The following is a 19,925-nucleotide window of genomic DNA, read 5'->3' on the forward strand; positions in this document are numbered from 1 at the left end:
CACCTACTTCTTCATAGGGTTCTTTATCATATCTTCGTTTTTGACTTTCTTGCTTACGGATATAGTCTAGAATTCGATTCCGGAACTTAGTCTTAAAATATCTCCTTAAACGAGGAATATCTTCTATTATTCCTTCTTCTCTACTAATCAATTCATGTAAGCAAATCATCCCCTCTTGATCCCAATCAGATAACTCCCATAAATGAAGATGATATTCATTTCTACACTTATATACAATCCCCTGGACTTTTTCATACAATTCTTTAATCATAATGTTCCCCTTTCTAGATACAGTCTAACAAATAATGAAGCTAATCGGGGCCATTTCGCCTATTCTCTTCCATTTAGCGCCTCAACTGCACAAAAAAAGAGAGGACATGCCTCTCTCAGAGTTATTTTTCGTCATTCATTTTTGACTTCACTTCATCATAAGATAATGCATGTGATTCCTCTTCTACTGTTTCAGGCATCTTTCCTGTTTCGTAAAGAGATTTAATTTGCGTACTATCCAATGTTTCGTATTTCAATAATGCTTCTGCAATCAACTTGTGAGTTTCACGATTTGACTGAATAATTTCAGCAGCTTTATTTCGTGCTTCATTCAATAATGAACGAACCTCTTCATCAATTTCATAAGCTGTTTGCTCCGAAATTGATTTTTGAGGGCTCTGTGCACCAAACATGGCATGGTTTCCTTCATATTGTACTGGGCCAAGTTTTTCACTCATACCGTACTCTGTAACCATTGCACGCGCCATCTGTGTAGCTTGTTCAAAGTCGTTTGAAGCTCCTGTCGTTTGGACATTAAAGATAATTTCCTCAGCAACACGTCCACCCATCAAGCCAGCCAATTGCTCTTTCATATCTTCTTTAGAAAGAAGCATTTGGTCTTCCTTAGGAAGTGCAATCATATATCCGCCGGCACGTCCACGTGGTACGATGGTAACTTTATGAACAACACGGGCATTCGACAAGACTAGACCAACAATGGTATGTCCTGCCTCATGGTAAGCAACCAATTCTCGTTCTTTTTGTGAAACTGTCTTATCTTTCTTAGAAGGTCCAGCAATAACTCTATCTTCTGCTTCATCAATATCTGAGGCATCAATTATCGATTTATTGCGACGAGCAGCAACTAAAGCCGCTTCATTCAAGACATTCTCTAAATCAGCACCAACAAAACCTGGAGTTTGTTGAGCAACTAATTTCAAATCTACATCTTCTGCTAAAGGCTTGTTCTTAGCATGAACTTTTAAGATTGCTTCACGACCTTTAACATCAGGGCGACCAACCAAGACTTTTCTATCAAAACGTCCTGGACGAAGAAGGGCAGGGTCAAGTACATCTGAACGGTTTGTAGCAGCAATGACAATAATCCCTTCATTTCCCTCAAAACCATCCATCTCAATCAAGAGTTGGTTCAAGGTTTGTTCGCGTTCGTCATTACCTCCGCCAAGACCAACTCCACGTTGACGTCCAACAGCATCAATTTCATCGATAAAGATAATGGCTGGCGCTGCTTTTTTGGCATCTTCAAAAAGAGAACGAACACGACTTGCACCAACTCCGACAAACATTTCTACAAAGTCCGATCCTGAGATACTAAAGAATGGAACACCTGCTTCTCCAGCAACTGCCTTAGCAAGCAAGGTCTTACCTGTCCCCGGAGGTCCCTCTAAAAGAACACCTGCTGGAATACGGGCCCCAAGTTTTGTAAATCGTTTTGGATCTTTTAAGAATTCAACAACTTCAACTAGTTCTTGTTTTTCTTCCTCAGCTCCAGCAACATCTGAAAATCTTACTTTAATATCTTCTTTATTTGCGGCTTTAGCCTTACTACGTCCAAAACTCATTGGGTTACGGCTATTATTTCCTCCCATATTTCCCATCATAGAGAATAGGAAGAAGAATAGAATACCGAATGGCACAATGGATACAAGAATATTAATCCACATACCACTTGAACTTTCATGCTTAACAGTTACTTCCGCCTTATGGTCAGAAGCAAGTTTTTGCAATTCTGATACTGTAGTATCTGAAGGAAGAATAATACTTGAAAATTTCTCTACTGTTGTAGCAGAAGGAGAAAAGAACTGGATGCCTGTTTCTTCTTTACTTGTTTTAGGATTTTTATAAACACCTGAAACTTCGATAACACTGCCATTTGGTTGGTAAGTCAATTCTTTTACATTGTCATCGGTAATTTCTTTTACCAATTCTGTATAATTAATTTGCTCACTTTTCCCTGCAACACTACCTGTACTAAAATACTGGTAAGCTGTAACTAGGAAAAAAATAAGTAATAACCATAGAAAAGGATTTTTAATTAAACCATTATTTTGTTTTTTCATTAAAAATTGTTCTTTCTAATTTGAATATACTTCTTCTTTCAATACTCCAACATAAGGAAGGTTACGATAGTTTTCTTTGTAGTCTAAACCATAACCTACTACAAACTCATTTGGGATAGTAAAGCAGGTATAGTCTGCCTCAATTTCTACAACACGTCCTTCTGGTTTATCCAACAAGGTTGCAATTTTAACAGAAGCAGCCTCTCTTGCTTTAAACATATCTCTTAAACTCTTCAAAGTTTGACCTGTATCAATGATATCTTCTACAAACAGAACATGTCTTCCTTTGATATCTTGAGTCACATCTTGCTTGATATTAATGACACCGCTACTTGCTGTTCCACCATGGTAGCTAGAAACCATCATGAAGTCCATTTCAATATGTGTATCAATATATTTGACCAATTCAGCCATAAAAGGAATAGATCCTTTTAAAATCCCAATTAAAATCGGATTTTTTCCTGCATAATCCTTTGTTAATTGAGCACCTAATTTTTTTGCAGCTTCTGTAATTTCATCGTGTGAAACGAGGATTTTTTTAATATCGTTTTCTAACATTTTTTTACCTATCTATTTTTTCTATATAAAGTACAGTGTTCATTATATCATTTTTCGTGTTTTTACTCAAATTACTGGTCGCAATTCCCAAAATTGAAACAATTTCACCAAATTGCTCAATAATCAGAGCAGATTTTCGCTTTTCCATAGGGATTTTCAAATCAATAAATAGACGTCTGAGTTTTTTTCTATGCCCATTTTGAATCAAAACATCTCCTGTTTTTCGATGACGAATATGTATAAATGTTTCGCGTGAAACAGGTATTTGTTGAATTGATTCACCTTCTAAAGGAAGTCCAAAGGAAAATAAATATCCTTGGTAAGATACCTGATTTTGATAGTGTAACACAAGTTCATATTCCTTTTCATCAGACTGAGGACTGATTTTACAAATCTGAAAATATTGGTACTCTTTTATCAATTCATAGCCATTTTTAAGTGGGTGACGATACTGGCTTTTAGTTTTTAAAATTTGCCGAACTTCTTCAAACTGAGCTTTTGTAAGATTCAAATCTGGAAAACGATTCAGGTAAGTTTGAAGTAAAACTCTTTGTGTCGACTCAGAGTAAGACAATAGCTGCTCTAAATTTTCTACATCAATATTCTTTGATAATTCAGCTATTGCCAAATCATAATCTAAAATTTCATTTCCGAGGCTTAAGATTGCATCCCTAAATCGAGGATTTTCTTTTTCTAATTCTGGTAAATAAGAGTTTCGAATACGATTTCGAAAATAATGATTTTCTTTATTTGATATATCTTCAAAATGAAAAATTGATGGGAAGTCTTTTTTATGAAATTGCAAGAAGGGACGAATCATTTCTATATCCCCGACTACTTGCTTCTCCTTAATTCCTGATAGATAGCGCAAGCGAGTACCTCGAATCAAGCGCATCAAAATCGTTTCCACCTGGTCATCAGCATGGTGGGCAGTGACTAAGGCTGTTGCACCTGTCTTTTTCATGACCTCTTGAAAAAAATCATAACGAAAATCTCGAGCCCGCGCTTCTGAAAATTCTCCTGAAAAATTGCTGATATAAATAGGAAGCTCTGCTTCAGCAGCTAACTTCCTTAATTCCTGTTCTTCCCAATCTGATTCTACTCTCTGCTTATGATTCACATGAACTAGAATCAATTCAATTTCTAACTCTTTTTGATAAGTAGATAATACCTTAAATAGAAACATAGAATCTAATCCACCAGAAAGAGCAAGCACCACCTTAGCATGTTTTTTAAAATATCCTCTCTTGAGACAATGATTTAAAAAATCTTGTTCCATCATTTTAGAACCTCATAAACATCCTTGGCTATCTTAGAAATCGTATCATAATCAGAATTCTTAGTGAAAATAGAAAGAACAAATGGAGAATCTGCATAGACAACACCCGTATCATGCTCAAATTCGTCCGCATCTCCAATTTTATGAGCTACCTTCACAGAAACACCTTTGGCAATTCGCTCATTATCAAAATCTGTTTTAGTCAAAGATTCCAATACAAATCCATTTTGATTATAAATGGCTTCCATAACCTTCCCAGCCATCTTGGAAGAAATCAATTTTTCTTTTGAATCCCAATCATTTCCCATAATAGCAGACATCTTGGATTTGAATGTGGCATCAGATTGGTTTGAAATGTAATATCCCAATATGTTATGAGCTACATTGTCCGATTCTTTAGATACTTTCGTTATTAAGTCCTTGAGAGAATACTCTTTATTATCCTCTTTTTTAGGGAGGCTACCACTTCCCTCTGGTTTATAAGAACCTGGAAAATCATTGACTGCAGATACATATTTTACAGTCGCGTCTAACTGATAAATCCCCTCATTTATTTTTTCTTGCGTATAATAAAGATAAGGGAGTTTCAAAACACTAGCTGCATACATCTTTTCATCTTGATTGATACCAGCTTCTTTTCCAGTAGTCAGTTGCTTAACATAAATAGAAAATGAATCCTTCTGATATTTTTCCGATAACATTTCTTGGACTTTACTCATCCGATTATCTTCTTCAGAAGTTGATTCTTTAGCTACCCATCCAGCCTGAACAATATGTAGAAATTCTCTTCCTTCTACAAACATGGTCTTATCGATTGATACCTGAGAATAAGCTGATAAGGATGATTTCACTTCTTTTAAATCATAAGGACTATTATACAGTTTAAAGTCAGATTCTAACCATACTTTTTTTATTGTTGGAGTTACCTCTGACTGATCATATAAAAATCGTTTGTCCGCAGCTATAAATTGATGATTTGATAACTTAAATACTGGAATTCCTTGTTTATTTAAACGCCACTCGGTTATTTGAAAACTTGTTTTTGGAGTCAATTTTCCAGATTCCACTACTAAATCTTCATTTGCATAAACAGGAACCTCTCCATAAACCATGGGAGAACTTAATTTTTCTCTAAAATAAATACCAAAGTCAGATTGTGAAAGGTAATAAATTTCTTTCGAAGTATAGACGACTTCTTTTTCTGTGCTAACGACTTTTGAAATAGTCAAAAAACTCGGTAGCAACAAAATAATTAAGAATTTACGCATTCTTCCTTTCCTTTTCTTCTTGTAAACGCAATAGTTGATTTTTATCAGACAACTCTTCTAGTTTTTCATCCGATAAACTTAAAAATTGCTCAATTACGTCTAATAAATTTTCCATTTTATCACCTTGGGAGCAAGTCAGGAATCGTATAAACAGCTTCCCGATTCTTAGAATAATAATATTTTGCACGCATGTATTTAGCAGCGTAATCTTCATCTTTCAACTTTGTAGCAAAAGCTGTCTCTTTCTCCTTTTCCTCACTCAAGGTTTGATACTGAGTTTGCAAGTCTGATAACTGTTGACGTCTTTGAAGTAATTGGTGATAACTTTGAGCAAGATTATAAGTTGGTAAAATGAACAATAAAATCATCAAAATAAGAACCCAACCCATGAAACGATTACGTTTTTGTCGTTCTTTCATCAGATAGCGACGACGTTGGTGTTCATTTTGAATAAAAGAATTATTCAATTGTACGATATTTTTAGACATTTTCTTCTACCCGTGTTTCACTGATAATTTCATACATGCCTGCTGCATCTTCTTTTTTTGTACTATCTTTCATCTCCAGTACTTTTACAAGTAGCAACTTATTTCCAAATCGAATTTCAACTTGGTCATTAACTTTCAAATCCGTTGAACTTTTTGCCAAGATTCCATTTACCTTGATTCTACCTTTATCTGCTACTTCTTTTGCGACTGTACGACGCTTGATAATTCTTGATACTTTTAAATATTTGTCTAATCTCATTTTTATTACCTCAAATTATTATTGTACCATTTTTATCCCTTTTATAGAAGAAAAATGTTAAAGGGAAATTGCTTCCTTTGATTCTTTTATCTCTAATAAACTTTCTCCAAAAATGAGCAGACCTTCTAAAATTTCATAGTCCTTCTTGTTTCGGATGTCAAATACAACTTCCATTAATCCCTTATTCTCAGTTATGGCTGCTTTTAAATTCGTTGCAGATAAAGATTTAAAATAATCTTGAGCCAAAAACAATCGCTGAGTGACTTTTTCAAATTGTACTGTAATCTTATTATCTTTTCTTTCCACACGTTGAACAAAGACCTTGTCAAGATAAGACTTAACCAAACCAATCTCTAAAAGATAGGCTACCACGTCTGGGTACTCTCCAAAGCGGTCCATCAACTCTTCTTGTAACTCTTCATAGTTGGCACGGTTGTCAATTTGACGAATTTTCTTGTAAATTTCAATCTTATGTCGTTGGTCTGAAATATAAGTATCAGGAAGATAGGCATCAATTTGTAAAATCAATTCAGCATTCCCTTTGGTTCTTGTTTTCCCATTACCATGTCGTTTAGCAATAGCTTCCTCTAGTAACTGCGAATACAATTCAAAACCAACAGAATCAATGAAACCAGACTGAGACTTGCCTAAAAGATTTCCTGCTCCACGAATAGACAGATCTCGCATCGCAATCTTAAATCCCGAGCCCAATTCTGTAAATCCTTTGATAGCTTCTAATCTCTTTTCAGAAACTTCACTGATTGATTTTTCTGGACGATACATGAGATAGGCATAAGCAATACGATTACTACGACCGACTCTTCCTCTTAACTGATACAAGGTTGACAAGCCCATATGGTCCGCATTCTCAATAAATAAAGTATTAGCATTTGGAATGTCCACCCCTGTCTCAATAATGGTAGTCGTCACTAAAATATCATACTGACCTTCAATGAAATCCAGTAGAGTATTTTCTAACTGAATCTCACTCATTTGCCCATGAACATAACCAATCGAAGCCTCTGGAATCAATTCCTGTAATTCTGAAACCTTCTGATCAATCGTGTCAACTTTATTGTAAAGATAGTAAACTTGACCTCCACGCTCCATTTCACGCAAGACCGCATCACGAATGACACTATCATTCTTTTCCAAAACATAGGTTTGCACTGGATAACGATTAGTCGGCGGAGTTTCAATAACAGACAAATCTCTGATTCCCAGCATAGACATGTGAAGGGTACGAGGAATTGGCGTTGCTGTCAAAGTCAGGACATCTACTTGTTTTTTCAATTCTTTCAAGGTTTCCTTATGCTTGACACCAAATCGCTGTTCCTCATCAATAATCATCAAGCCCAAATCAGCAAATACAACATCTTTTGACAAAACACGATGTGTTCCAATCAAAATATCAACTTGACCGTTTTTCAATTTTTCAAGTGTTTCAGTCTGCTCTTTTTTACTTCTAAAGCGACTCAACACATCAATATTAACTGCAAAATTTTGGAATCGTTCCTTAAAATTGGTATAGTGCTGTTGCGCTAAAACCGTCGTCGGAACTAGAACGACAACCTGTTTGTGATCATTGACTGCCTTAAAGGCTGCACGCATAGCAACTTCAGTCTTTCCAAAACCAACATCCCCAACTAAAAGTCGATCCATTGGTTGAGAAGCCTGCATATCTCTCTTGATTTCCTCAACACTACGAAGTTGATCATCCGTTTCAACATAAGGGAAGGCATCATCAAAAGCATGTTGATCCTCATCATCAGCTGAGAAAGCAAACCCCTTCAACTGGCTGCGTTCAGAATAAAGTTTAATTAAATCGTCAGCTATATCCTCTACCTGATTCTTAACTTTTTGCTTTGCTTTTTTGAAATGACCATCATTTAATTTATTGAGTTTAGGTGCTTTACCGTCACTTGAAACGTATTTGGAAAGTAGATGAATCTGTTCCACTGGGATAGAGATTTGATCCCCGTTTTGGTATTGAACACTAACATAATCACGGTGAATCCCTTTGATTTCAATTGTTTCAATCCCTAGATATTGACCAATTCCATGGATATGGTGAACAACGTAATCTCCTTTTTCAAGTTCATTGTAATCTTTTAATCTCTCTGCGTTTGAAACATGTTGTCTTCGAAAACGACGTTTCAATTTCTTTTGAAAAATCTCATGTTCAGTTATCACCAGAATTTTTTCATCTACAAAATGAAAACCATGTCTGAGATTGCCCTCGATTAAGTTTACAGATTCTTTACAGATACTTGACTTATTTCTGGAATCCAATTTAATCTGATATTCCTCTAAAACATCCTCCAATGTTTTACTTCCCATTGAATTGCTAGACTGCAGGATAATAGTATAATCCATTTTTTTGTATCGCTCAATTTCTTCTGTTAGAAAAGAAAATTGATTGAAAAACTCCTGCATAGGATATTGATTAAATTGATAAATTTGGTCAAACTTAAGATTTCCTAACCCCTTTTGCAGATTAGAGAAAAAGGTAACCGGACTCTGTTTTTTATAGATTTGCTCTGTATCAGCAAAATACTGCATCTCAGAAAATGCTTTACTGTTCTGTAATTCTTCTGTAAAGTATTGTGCTAACTCCCTTTCAAAGACTTCATACTGATTCATCAATTTCTGATAATCATCAAAGAATATTGGGGTAACTTTTTCAATATAGTCAAAAACAGTCCATGTCTTGTCATAACACAAAGATAAAAATTTCCGTGAATCAGAATGAATTTGTTTTTGGTGAAAACTTGAAAGAATTTCTTCTAAGTATGATTTTAAAATAGGTGATAACGTTTTTGAAATTTGTTTTTCTAAAGCTGACTGTCCTCGTTGATAATCCTTTTCTCTCAAAAGTATGTCGCTAGCTGGAAAGATTGTAAGTTCTGTGTGATTTTCTTTCGATAATTGTGTTTCGACTTCAAATGACCTAATACCATCGACTTCGTCACCAAAAAACTCAATTCGGTAAGGTTCTAACTGGGATATTTCAAAAATATCTAAAATATCTCCTCGCAGACTAAATTCGCCCTGAGTTTGTACTTGAGTAACTTTTCGATAGCCATTTTCCTTTAACTGATGGATAAACGCGTGTTGGTCATATTCTTCACCAACTGTTATTTTTACAATACTATCTTTAAATGCATTGGGAGACGGTAAAATCAATCGACTTGCTGCGATATTACAAACTAAAATTCCTCTCTTAGATGAATCAGTCAAAAAACGCAAGGCTTCAACCCGTGAAATGATTTTTTCTTGTGAAGACATCAAAAACTCGACCATAGGGGAGTCATCTACCAAAAATGGATAGACAAGTTCCTCACCCAAGATAGATAGAAGATCACTAACAAGTCCTTCTGCTTCTCCATAAGTTAACGTCAATAACACAATCTTATCTTCTTTTTCTAGACTGCTTGCAATTGCAAGAGCCTTAGTAGACGTTGATAAACCAAGTATTAGTTGTCTTTTCTTATCTGTCAGATTTTGATGCCATTTTTTAATCTGATCATTTTCTGAGAATAAATCTAATAAGGTCACCATTTATCCGTTATACCTCTGCATTGTTTTCTCAAAGTTTTTCTCTTGTAAATAGTAGTTTACAGAATCGTCAACTTTGTCAATAGACTGTAAAATACCAATATAATCACCCTTGTCAAACGTACTCAAAACATGGTGAACAACTGACATACCATTTTTAGGTCTTCCGATTCCAATCTTAACACGATTAAAGACCTGAGTCCCTATATGTTGAATAATAGACTTGATACCATTATGACCACCTGCGGAGCCCTTTGCTCTTAAACGAATCTTTCCAACTTCCATGTCAAGATCATCGTAAATGATGAGTAAATCTTCAATGTCCAAACCATAGTAAGTCAATAAAGCATGAACTGCTTTTCCACTTTCATTCATAAAGGTCATTGGTTTGACCAGATAAATTTTTTCTCCATTTAGGAAAAAAGATGCTAAATCAGCTTGAAATATCTTATCGTGTGTAAAAGTAACATTCTGTTTCTTCGCTAGTTGGTCAATCAACATAAAACCAACATTGTGTTTTGTTTCAAAATATTTATCCCCTGGATTTCCTAATCCTACAAGTAATTTGGTCATTTATTTTTCCTTTCAAAAGCCAAAAGGGTTGGAATTTTTTTCCAACCTAATTGATATTATTCATTAAATTTTTTAGACATTAAAGCGGAATTCCATGATATCGCCGTCTTGAACGATATATTCTTTTCCTTCTTCACGCAAGCGTCCAGCTTCTTTTACAGCCTTTTCAGATCCGTATTTCACTAGATCCTCATATGACATGGTTACTGCACGAATAAATCCTTTTTCAAAGTCTGAGTGAATAATACCAGCTGCTTGAGGAGCCTTCATACCACGTTTGAAGGTCCAAGCGCGAACTTCTTTTTCACCAGCTGTGAAGTAAGTTCCCAATCCAAGCAAATGGTAAGCAGCACGAGTCAACTTGTCAACGCCTGATTCTGTCAATCCAAGTGCTTCAAGAAACTCTTGCTTATCTTCATCGTCTAACTCAGAAATTTCTTCCTCAGCACGCGCAGAAATAACGACTACTTCAGCATTTTCTGTCGCTGCGAATTCACGAATTTGTTTAACATAGTCGATAGAGTCAGGATCTGAAACCACATCCTCGTCCACATTCGCTACATAAAGAACTGGTTTAGTCGTCAACAAGAAGAGACCTTTGACAACCTTTTGTTCCTCATCTGTAAATTCAATAGTTCGAGCTGATTTTCCATCTTCTAGGACTGGTTTAATCTTTTGAAGAACATTAAACTCAGCTACTGATTCTTTATCTTTTTGCGTACGTGCCATCTTTTCTACACGCGCATATCGTTTGTTAACTGATTCTAAGTCAGCAAGAATCAACTCTAGGTTAATAGTATCAATATCTGCCAGGGGATCCACAAAAGCATCTTCACGTCCTTGCTCGCGCATGACATTTTCATCATCAAAAGCACGAACTACATGAACAATCGCATCTACTTCACGGATATTGGCCAAGAATTTATTCCCTAGCCCTTCTCCTTTTGATGCACCTTTTACAATCCCTGCGATATCTGTAAACTCAAATGTTGTTGGAACTGTCTTTTTAGGAGTAATTATTTCCGTCAATTTTTGGAGGCGTTCATCTGGAACTTCTACCATTCCAACGTTTGGATCAATCGTCGCAAATGGGTAGTTTGCTGCCTCTGCTCCTGCTTTTGTAATTGCATTAAAGAGTGTTGATTTACCAACATTTGGCAAACCAACGATACCTGCTGTTAAAGCCATATTTTCTCATTCTCCATTTTCATTTCAATCCCTAATATTATAACACAAAAAGGTAAAACTTGCTAACCCTCTAACTAAGGCTTCTTAGTCAAGAATTTTATTCATTTTTCGATCAAAATCATAGCGTCCCATCATGACAACATGGTCACAATTACTGCATTTTATTTTGATATCTGCTCCTACACGTGTAATTTCCCAACGATTGGCCTTTTTACCTGTTGACTTGATGGTGCAAGCATGTGGTTTTTTCATTTCAACAAAATTTCCAACTTGATACATACTGTTCTCCTTTTTCTTTTTTAATTATATCATAAAAGAGGCGAGCTAGGCTCAACCTCTTTAACTTAATTTGTACGAACTGGTGTGATGAGCTGCATAAAGTCTTCATCAGTATCTGCTGGCACAAGAGTGAATGGACGAACAGCTGAGATAAAGCTAATGGTCACCTTTTCGCTATTTAAAGCTTTAAGAGAATCAATCAAGTAAGTTGGGTTGAAACTAATGGTCAAATCTTCACCAGTAACCTGATCAGTATCGATTTCTTCGTTTACTTTACCAACTTCTGGAGAGTGAACATGGGCGCTAACAATCCCATCTTTAATTTCAAGTTTCACAGTACCATTTTGAGTCGCACTTGATAAAAGACGAGCACGCTCCATTGACTGGCGTAAGTTTACCACATCAAAAGTAATAGTAGTGTTAAAGTCTGTTGGAATCAAACGATCTGTATCAGGATAGTTACCTTCTAACAAACGAGTATAGAAGCTAATATTTTCGCTTCTAAAGAGGATTTGATTGTTGGCAAAGAAAATCTCTACAGTTTCAATATCGTCTGTAAATACTGCTGAAAATTCGCGTAGAGAACGGCTAGGAATGACAACATCAAAATCATCACTATTTTTCTCAAGCGTTAATTTTTTCTGGCTTAGGCGATGAGAGTCTGTTGCAACTGTTTTTAACTCCTTGTGTTGACTCAATACAAAATGAACACCTGTTAAAATCGGACGACTCTCTTGTGTACTTGCAGCAAATGCTGTTTCATTGATAATTTTCTTGAGTAATTTTGTTTCAAGAATTAAAGGAGTACTTGCTGAAATTTCTTGAATTCGTGGATATTGTTCGCTATCTTTTCCTTTTAAGGTAATTTCTGATTTGCCACTTGTTAAAACAATTTGATTTTGTTCAATTTCTTTAAAATCAAGAGTTACATCAGGTAGACTAGATACAACATTGATAAAGAAAGAAGCTTCAAGAAGAATTGAACCTAAAGAAGTAATTAACAAACCAGCATCTTCATTTTTTTGAGAAATAAAATTTTCAATTGAAATTTGACCATTTGAACCAATTAAAGTAACACCTTCATTGGTTACGTCAATTTTGACAGTTGATAAAATAGGAATAGCATTTTTAGAACTAATAGCTCTCTTAGTAGTATTTAAGGCTTGTATAAATAAATTTTTATTAATTGAAAAATGAATCATGGATTCTCCTTTATTTATTTTTAGTATTAGAAGGATAATAGTAATAATAGAGTCTGTGAAATTTGTGGAAAACAGATTTCAAACAAGTAATATCAAGTTTTTTGGCTTGTTTAAAATCTGTGGATAAAAAAGATAAAAAAGCAAAAGTTATCCACAAGTTATTTAATTTTCTTTTTGATTGATTCAATTTCTAAACGTAAATTATCGTCTTCATCAATCAAAGATTTAATTTTGGCATGGGCATGAATAACTGTTGTATGGTCTTTTCCACCAAATTCCTTCCCAATTTTTGGAAGACTATTATCTGTTAGTTCTCTAGATAAATACATGGCTACTTGACGGGCTAACACAATATTTTGAAGGCGTCTGCTTCCCTTTATTTCTTTGATACTGACACCATAAAAGTTACCCACTTCATTTTGGATTTTATCAATTGGGATGACGAGCATTTGGTTAACATCTTGTTTACGTGCTCGAATAGCCTCTGCAGCGATATCAATAGTGATATCCTTAATCTTCTTCACTCTGGCAATTAAAGTAATGTCGTTGATTGCTCCTTCAAGTTCTCGGACGTTTGAATCAAATTGACCAGCAAGGTATTCTAGGGTATCACTTTGGAAATGGTAGTCTAAATGCTCTGTTTTGCTTTGTAAAATAGCAATACGTGTCTCAAAGTCAGGTGGTGTGATGTTTTGCGTCAAGCCCCAGCTAAAGCGCGTGACAAGTCTTTCCTCAAGTCCCTCTAAGTGTTTAGGGCTACGATCACTAGTCAGAACAATTTGTTTTTGATTGTTATGGAGAACATTGAAAGTATTGAAAAATTCTTCTTGAGTTGCAACTTTTTTTCCACTCAGCGATTGGATATCATCAATTAACAAGAGATCGAGGCTACGGTAGGTTTTTTTGAACTTATCCATTTCACCAAGTCTCAGATGTTCAAGAAAGTCGTTGATAAAGCTTTCAGCAGGGATGTACTTCACACGCGCATCAGGAATATTTTTCAAAATCTCATTCCCAATTGCATTGAGTAAGTGAGTCTTACCAAGCCCAGGTCCTCCATAGATAAAAAGAGGGTTATAGGTCAAGGCCAAATCTTCAGAGACAGCCAAAGCGGCTGATACTGCCCAAACATTTCCATCCCCTTGAATAAAATTATCAAAGGTATACTTTTCTTTTAATCCAGTATCCGAATAAGGAATAGATGCTAACTTTGGACTATAGTTATAGAGAGTTGAATTTGGAGCTTCTTCAACTTGTGGGATAATTGTATCTTGAGGCTTGGTGAAAATATAGTGGGGAGTTATTTCAGCATCATAAATTTCAAATCCAGCAACAACAATAATATCTTTTAGTTGTTTTTCCCAGACCATTTCCATTTCAGATCGTGGTAAAAATATAGTAGCAACATTTTCCTCTACCTTAATGAGTTCAGCTTGAATAGCATAGAAATCATACATGGATCGAGTCAGTCTTTCTTGAGCAAATTCTAATATACGATTCCAAAATTGTTTTTCTTTCAATCCTTTCTCCTCCTTTACTATTTAAAAGTTTAATGCTAGACTTATTTTACCATAGATAGCAAGAATTTTCCACAAGCTGTGAAAAATATTCCACAATGTTATTAAGTTTTATCCACAGGTTGGGGATAAAATCAGAAACTTTTGATTTATTAAGCTTTTTATTGAAAAAAACAGTGGATAATTATGTGAAATAAAAAAATAAAAGAACAGCCTTATTTCAGGCTGTTGATAATTCTACTGTATTCTTCTTGATTTGAAAAAGAAATAATGATTTTTCCACTATCTTTTTTAGACAGTTTGATTTCTACATCTAATCCGAGTAGTTTTTTTAACTGCTCTTCTTCATTCTGTATGAAATGATCATTTTTTTGCAGTTTCTTTTGTTTTTTCTCTGTCAGAAGAGCTTCTAACTTCCTTACAGAAATGTCTTCCTCTATGATTCGCTGAAAGAAATAGTCTTGTTGTTCCTTATTCAACCCAACTAGAGAACGTGCATGGGCTTGTGATAGTTTGCCTTTTTCTACTTCTGAGAGAATCTGTTCTGGCAAGGACAGCAAGCGAATAGAGTTGCTGATATAAGGACGAGACTTGCCCATTTTATCTGCAATTTCAGCATGGGTAAATCCTTTCTCTACAAGAGATTCATAGGCGCGTGCTTCTTCTATTGGATTTAAATTTTCTCTTTGCAAATTTTCAATGATGGACTGGACCATCATATCTTGATCTGAAAGCTGTTTAACAACAGCTGGGATAGACCTTAGACCAGCTAAAAGTGAAGCCCGATAGCGTCTCTCTCCTGCAAGGATTTCATAACCAATAACAGGAGATTGACGAACAATAATCGGTTGAATGACCCCATTTTCTTTAATAGACTGTGCTAGTTCATCTAGTTTTTCTCTATCAAATTCTTTTCGAGGTTGATAAGGATTTTTTTGTATATCCGTGATAGAAATCATTTCAAATTTTTCCATGATTCTACACTAACACATCTTTTCTCTTATGTAAAGCTTTCTTTACATAGATGTCAATTAAGATTCTAAATCACCTGAACTCTTGTCAAGTTTAATAGTTGTAGTTTCTTCTTTACCGTTACGATAGTAAGTTATCTTAATGGTGTCTCCGATAGAATGATTGTAAAGAGCACTTTGTAAGTCTGTTGATGAAGCAATCTCCTTGTCATCTACTTTGGTAATGACATCGTACTTTTCAAGGTAACCATTGGCAGGCATATTACTTTGTACCGAACGAACAACTACACCAGATGTTACACTGCTTGGAATATTCAGTCTTCTAATATCACTTGTATTAATATTTGAGAGATTGACCATTTGGATGCCCAAAGCTGGACGCGTCACTTTTCCGTTCTTTTCCAACTGTTCAATAATATTGATAGCATCATTTGCAGGGATTGCAAAACCAAGACCTTCTACAGATGTTCCTCCATTTGTGGCAATTTTACTTGAGGTAATTCCGATAACTTGTCCTTGAATATTGATTAGTGGGCCACCAGAGTTACCTGGGTTAATAGCAGTATCAGTTTGGATAGCTTTTGTAGAAATGGCTTGTCCATCTTCAGATTTTAAGGACACATTTCGATTAAGACTAGATACAATACCCTGAGTGACAGTATTTGCATATTCAGAACCCAATGGGCTACCAATAGCAATGGCAGTTTCTCCTACGGTTAGCTTACTAGAATCACCAAATTCAGCTACTATTGTAACTTTTTCTGAAGAGATTTTGACGACAGCAATATCAGAGAAAGTGTCCGCTCCGACGATTTCTCCAGGTACTTTAGTTCCATCTGACAAACGAATATCTACTTTGCTGGCGCCATTTATAACGTGATTATTGGTGACGAGGTAAGCTTCTTTGTCATTCTTTTTATAAATAACCCCAGATCCTTCACTAGAGATTTGCTGAGAATCTGTGTCAGTATCATCATTACCAAATACGCTATTTTGTCTGTTTGCTGAATAAGTAATAACAGAAACAACAGCATCTTTTACTTTGTTAACAGCCTGTGTTGTTGAATTTTCGTTCTTATAGGCAGTCTGTGTAATGGTGCTATTGTTGTTCGAGCTACTTACACCACTTTTTTGAGTTAGTTGAGTTATTGAAAAACTACCTAAGGCTCCACTAAAAAAGCTAATGACGATAACGACTAATAATTGAAACCATTTTTTGTAAAATGTTTTTAGATGTTTCATATTTGCCTCCATTTATTTGAAATTACTGAAAGTATAAACTGACTAGCTTAATTATAACTTAAAAACAAAAGTTTTTCACAGATTGTGGATAACTTTCAAAAATCTGTGGTTTTCTCGGCTAAAATTAACCTTTTATTTTGTGAATAAGATGTGAAAAAATAGAGAATATGTTAGAATAGAGTCATGAAAATTAAAGTTGTAACAGTTGGGAAACTGAAAGAAAAGTATTTAAAAGATGGTATCGCAGAGTATTCAAAACGAATTTCTCGATTTGCTAAGCTTGAAATGATAGAGCTAGCAGATGAAAAAACACCAGATAAGGCCAGTGAATCAGAAAATCAAAAGATTTTAGAAATAGAAGGTCAGAGAATTTTATCAAAAGTTGGTGACCGTGATTTTGTTATTGTGTTAGCCATTGAAGGGAAAACTTTCTCCTCAGAAGAATTTAGTAAGCATTTAGAAGAAGCTTCTATAAAAGGATTTTCTACTCTTACTTTTATTATTGGAGGGAGTCTGGGATTAGCACAGGATGTAAAAAAGAGAGCCAATCTCTCTGTTAGTTTTGGTCGTTTAACCTTGCCCCATCAGTTAATGAGACTAGTCCTTGTTGAACAAATCTATCGGGCTTTTACAATACAGCAGGGCTCGCCCTATCATAAATAGAAAATTGACTTTCAATTGAATTTTTGGTAGAATAGCTGTATTAGGTCTCATAGCTCAGCTGGATAGAGCATTCGCCTTCTAAGCGAACGGTCGCAGGTTCGAATCCTGCTGGGATCAATATAGTAGCAAAGCTGGGAATTTTCCCGGCTTTTTTCTTAAAAAAGTACACTTGGGGATAAAAAAATGACAGTTGAGAGAATTTTATCTAAAACAAAATTCCATTTTGTATAATAGTTTTTGTAAGTTAGCTTACAAGAAAAAAACATTTAGGAGATTTAATTATGAAAAACACAGTTAATTTAGATAAGTTTGTAGAATTGAAGGAAAAAGACTTGCAAAAGATTCAAGGTGGGGAAAGTAGGGTTTCAGACATCCTCCTTGATTTTCTTTTCCGACGAAAAAAGTAATGAAATAAGGAGAAAGAGTAATGGATTTATTTGGATTTGGGATAGTTCTTGTTCATTTTTTAATTATTAGTCACAGTTACCATTTAATTTGTAAAGGTCAAATAAAAGCAAAGGAACTATACGTTTTTGGTATCTATACATTACTAGTAGAAGCAGTACTTGAACTTCCCTTTTATCTCCTATATTTAGATGGGTTAGGGATTGCAAGATTTTTATTTCCTTTGGGCTTATATTCCTATTTTCGATGGATTAAACAGTATGAGAGGGATAGAGGACTATTCCTAAGTTTACTACTATCTCTTTTATATGAGAGCACTCATAACTTTCTGTCCGTAACGTTCTCCTCTATAACAGGAGACAATTTTGTTTTACAATATTATGGCCTATTCTTTTTCGTTGTAACGGTGTTGACCTATTTTGTTGTTTTAAAAATCATTCATTATTTCCATTTGGAACTAGCCTATTTTGACAAGGACTACCTTTATCCTTTCTTGAAAAAAGTATTTTTTGCTTTACTATTGCTCCATATTGTATCTTTCGTTTCAAATATGGTAAGTACGATTAAACATTTGAATAGTTTTGGAAGTATTTTATCATCTATTGTTTTTATCTCGTTACTTTTGACCTTCTTTGCAATGAATTCTCATAAAGTTCAAATGGAGAAAGAGATTGCTTTGAAGCAGAAGAAATTTGAACAGAAACATTTACAGAATTACACAGATGAAATTGTCGGTCTGTATAATGAAATCCGTGGGTTTAGACATGATTATGCTGGGATGCTTGTCAGTATGCAGATGGCAATTGACAGTGGTGATTTACAGGAAATTGACAGAGTTTACAATGAAGTTTTGGTTAAAGCAAATCACAAACTGCGTTCAGATAAGTACACTTACTTTGATTTAAATAACATAGAAGATTCAGCTTTACGAAGTTTGGTTGCTCAGTCCATTGTCTATGCTCGAAATAATGGTGTAGAGTTTACACTGGAAGTAAAAGATATAATCACTAGATTACCAATAGACTTGTTGGATTTAGTTCGTATTATGAGTGTTTTATTGAACAATGCTGTAGAAGGATCGGCTGATAGTTATAAAAAGCAGATGGAAGTAGCAGTTATTAAGATGGAAACTGAAACAGTGATTGTGATTCAGAATTCATGTAAAATGACGATGACTCCTTCAGGAGACCTATTTGCTTTAGGATTCTCTACTAAGGGAAGAAATCGAGGAGTCGGATTAAATAATGTAAAAGAACTATTAGATAAGTACAACAATATTATTTTAGAAACAGAGATGGAAGGCAGTACATTTAGACAAATCATTAGATTTAAGAGGGAATTTGAATGAAAGTTTTAATTTTAGAAGATGTTATTGAACATCAAGTGAGACTAGAGAGAATATTGGATGAAATTTCGAAAGAATCGAATATTCCAATATCATACAAGACAACGGGAAAAGTTCGTGAGTTTAAGGAATATATCGAAAATGATGAAGTAAACCAGCTTTATTTTCTAGATATTGATATTCATGGAATTGAGAAAAAAGGGTTTGAAGTTGCCCAGTTTATTCGTCATCACAATCCTTATGCTATTATCGTCTTTATCACCAGTCGATCAGAGTTTGCGACTCTAACCTATAAATACCAGGTATCAGCCTTAGATTTTGTTGATAAGGATATCAATGATGAGTTGTTTAAGAAGAGAATTGAGCAAAATATCTTCTACACGAAGAGTATGTTACTTGAAAATGAAGATGTTGTAGATTATTTTGACTACAATTACAAGGGAAATGATTTAAAAATTCCTTACCATGATATTTTGTATATTGAAACGACAGGAGTTTCTCATAAATTGCGCATTATTGGTAAGAATTTTGCCAAAGAGTTTTACGGTACCATGACAGATATTCAGGAAAAGGACAAACATACTCAGAGATTTTATTCTCCTCACAAGTCATTTTTGGTAAATATAGGCAATATCAGAGAAATTGATCGAAAAAACTTAGAAATTGTTTTCTATGAAGACCATCGTTGTCCTATTTCAAGATTAAAAATTAGAAAATTAAAAGATATTCTAGAGAAAAAATCTCAAAAGTGATTGACAATTAGTAAGAAATTGATATAA

General features: G+C 34.7%; 19 protein-coding genes, 1 tRNA gene and 1 pseudogene. 5 read left to right on the plus strand and 16 right to left on the minus strand.

Annotated elements, in window-relative coordinates; genetic code table 11:
- From D8845_RS04430 to D8845_RS04500, 16 genes and pseudogenes are all read right to left on the minus strand, one after another.
- Window positions 1-271, minus strand: a pseudogene (locus D8845_RS04430) (sigma-70 family RNA polymerase sigma factor); the annotation flags it as partial.
- Between the two features lie 121 nt (window positions 272-392).
- A complete protein-coding gene (gene ftsH / locus D8845_RS04435; RefSeq protein WP_000744566.1) occupies window positions 393-2,351 on the minus strand; it encodes an ATP-dependent zinc metalloprotease FtsH in 1,959 nt (652 codons plus the stop codon).
- A 15-nt stretch (window positions 2,352-2,366) separates the two neighbouring features.
- Window positions 2,367-2,909, minus strand: a complete 543-nt coding sequence (gene hpt, locus D8845_RS04440) for a hypoxanthine phosphoribosyltransferase (protein WP_125452616.1) — start codon at window positions 2,907-2,909, stop codon at window positions 2,367-2,369.
- A gap of 4 nt (window positions 2,910-2,913) precedes the next feature.
- Window positions 2,914-4,191, minus strand: a complete 1,278-nt coding sequence (gene tilS / locus D8845_RS04445) for a tRNA lysidine(34) synthetase TilS (protein WP_125452617.1) — start codon at window positions 4,189-4,191, stop codon at window positions 2,914-2,916.
- Window positions 4,188-5,456 carry a serine hydrolase gene (locus D8845_RS04450; protein ID WP_125452618.1) on the minus strand — a complete coding sequence of 423 codons (1,269 nt, stop codon included), beginning with the start codon at window positions 5,454-5,456 and terminating at the stop codon, window positions 4,188-4,190. The genes tilS and D8845_RS04450 overlap by 4 nt, the downstream gene beginning before the upstream one ends.
- Window positions 5,449-5,571, minus strand: a complete 123-nt coding sequence (locus D8845_RS10455) for an SP_0009 family protein (RefSeq protein WP_020902316.1) — start codon at window positions 5,569-5,571, stop codon at window positions 5,449-5,451. The genes D8845_RS04450 and D8845_RS10455 overlap by 8 nt, the downstream gene beginning before the upstream one ends.
- A 4-nt stretch (window positions 5,572-5,575) precedes the next feature.
- The gene (locus D8845_RS04455) at window positions 5,576-5,944 is read right to left on the minus strand and encodes a septum formation initiator family protein (RefSeq protein WP_000041905.1); all 369 of its coding nucleotides are present in this window, start codon (window positions 5,942-5,944) and stop codon (window positions 5,576-5,578) included.
- Entirely contained in the window at window positions 5,937-6,203 is a 267-nt protein-coding gene (locus D8845_RS04460) for an RNA-binding S4 domain-containing protein (protein WP_001234978.1), read from the minus strand. Before D8845_RS04460 ends, D8845_RS04455 begins: the two co-directional genes overlap by 8 nt.
- A 57-nt stretch (window positions 6,204-6,260) precedes the next feature.
- Window positions 6,261-9,764 (minus strand): transcription-repair coupling factor, encoded by a 3,504-nt coding sequence (gene mfd / locus D8845_RS04465; RefSeq protein WP_125452619.1) that lies wholly within the window; start codon window positions 9,762-9,764, stop codon window positions 6,261-6,263.
- Entirely contained in the window at window positions 9,765-10,334 is a 570-nt protein-coding gene (gene pth, locus D8845_RS04470; protein WP_125452620.1) for an aminoacyl-tRNA hydrolase, read from the minus strand. It abuts the gene before it with no gap.
- A 72-nt stretch (window positions 10,335-10,406) separates the two neighbouring features.
- The gene (gene ychF / locus D8845_RS04475) at window positions 10,407-11,522 is read right to left on the minus strand and encodes a redox-regulated ATPase YchF (protein WP_125452621.1); all 1,116 of its coding nucleotides are present in this window, start codon (window positions 11,520-11,522) and stop codon (window positions 10,407-10,409) included.
- Between the two features lie 84 nt (window positions 11,523-11,606).
- Window positions 11,607-11,801 (minus strand): DUF951 domain-containing protein, encoded by a 195-nt coding sequence (locus D8845_RS04480; protein WP_125452622.1) that lies wholly within the window; start codon window positions 11,799-11,801, stop codon window positions 11,607-11,609.
- Window positions 11,802-11,866: 65 nt separating this feature from the next.
- The gene (gene dnaN, locus D8845_RS04485) at window positions 11,867-13,003 is read right to left on the minus strand and encodes a DNA polymerase III subunit beta (RefSeq protein ID WP_125452623.1); all 1,137 of its coding nucleotides are present in this window, start codon (window positions 13,001-13,003) and stop codon (window positions 11,867-11,869) included.
- 158 nt (window positions 13,004-13,161) lie between these two features.
- Complete coding sequence (dnaA, locus tag D8845_RS04490) at window positions 13,162-14,523, minus strand: chromosomal replication initiator protein DnaA (RefSeq protein ID WP_125452624.1); 1,362 nt, start codon at window positions 14,521-14,523, stop codon at window positions 13,162-13,164.
- Window positions 14,524-14,735: 212 nt separating this feature from the next.
- The gene (locus D8845_RS04495; protein WP_125452625.1) at window positions 14,736-15,494 is read right to left on the minus strand and encodes a ParB/RepB/Spo0J family partition protein; all 759 of its coding nucleotides are present in this window, start codon (window positions 15,492-15,494) and stop codon (window positions 14,736-14,738) included.
- A 57-nt stretch (window positions 15,495-15,551) separates the two neighbouring features.
- Window positions 15,552-16,733 (minus strand): S1C family serine protease, encoded by a 1,182-nt coding sequence (locus tag D8845_RS04500; protein ID WP_125452626.1) that lies wholly within the window; start codon window positions 16,731-16,733, stop codon window positions 15,552-15,554.
- Between the two features lie 183 nt (window positions 16,734-16,916).
- On the opposite strand from D8845_RS04500, the gene rlmH reads away from it, so the two are divergent.
- The 5 genes from rlmH to comE all read left to right on the plus strand — a co-directional run bounded on the left by rlmH (window position 16,917) and on the right by comE (window position 19,898).
- On the plus strand, window positions 16,917-17,396 hold the full coding sequence (rlmH, locus tag D8845_RS04505) for a 23S rRNA (pseudouridine(1915)-N(3))-methyltransferase RlmH (RefSeq protein WP_049500445.1): 480 nt from the start codon (window positions 16,917-16,919) through the stop codon (window positions 17,394-17,396).
- Between the two features lie 43 nt (window positions 17,397-17,439).
- Window positions 17,440-17,513, plus strand: a tRNA-Arg gene (locus D8845_RS04510).
- A gap of 164 nt (window positions 17,514-17,677) precedes the next feature.
- Window positions 17,678-17,803 (plus strand): competence-stimulating peptide ComC, encoded by a 126-nt coding sequence (comC, locus tag D8845_RS04515; RefSeq protein ID WP_125452627.1) that lies wholly within the window; start codon window positions 17,678-17,680, stop codon window positions 17,801-17,803.
- A 20-nt stretch (window positions 17,804-17,823) separates the two neighbouring features.
- Complete coding sequence (gene comD / locus D8845_RS04520) at window positions 17,824-19,149, plus strand: competence system sensor histidine kinase ComD (protein WP_125452628.1); 1,326 nt, start codon at window positions 17,824-17,826, stop codon at window positions 19,147-19,149.
- Complete coding sequence (gene comE, locus D8845_RS04525; RefSeq protein ID WP_000866073.1) at window positions 19,146-19,898, plus strand: competence system response regulator transcription factor ComE; 753 nt, start codon at window positions 19,146-19,148, stop codon at window positions 19,896-19,898. Before comD ends, comE begins: the two co-directional genes overlap by 4 nt.
- The last annotated feature ends 27 nt before the right edge of the window (window positions 19,899-19,925 follow it).

It is taken from the genome of Streptococcus mitis, assembly GCF_003942865.1.
In the GTDB taxonomy this organism is placed as follows: Bacteria; Bacillota; Bacilli; order Lactobacillales; family Streptococcaceae; genus Streptococcus; species Streptococcus mitis_BI.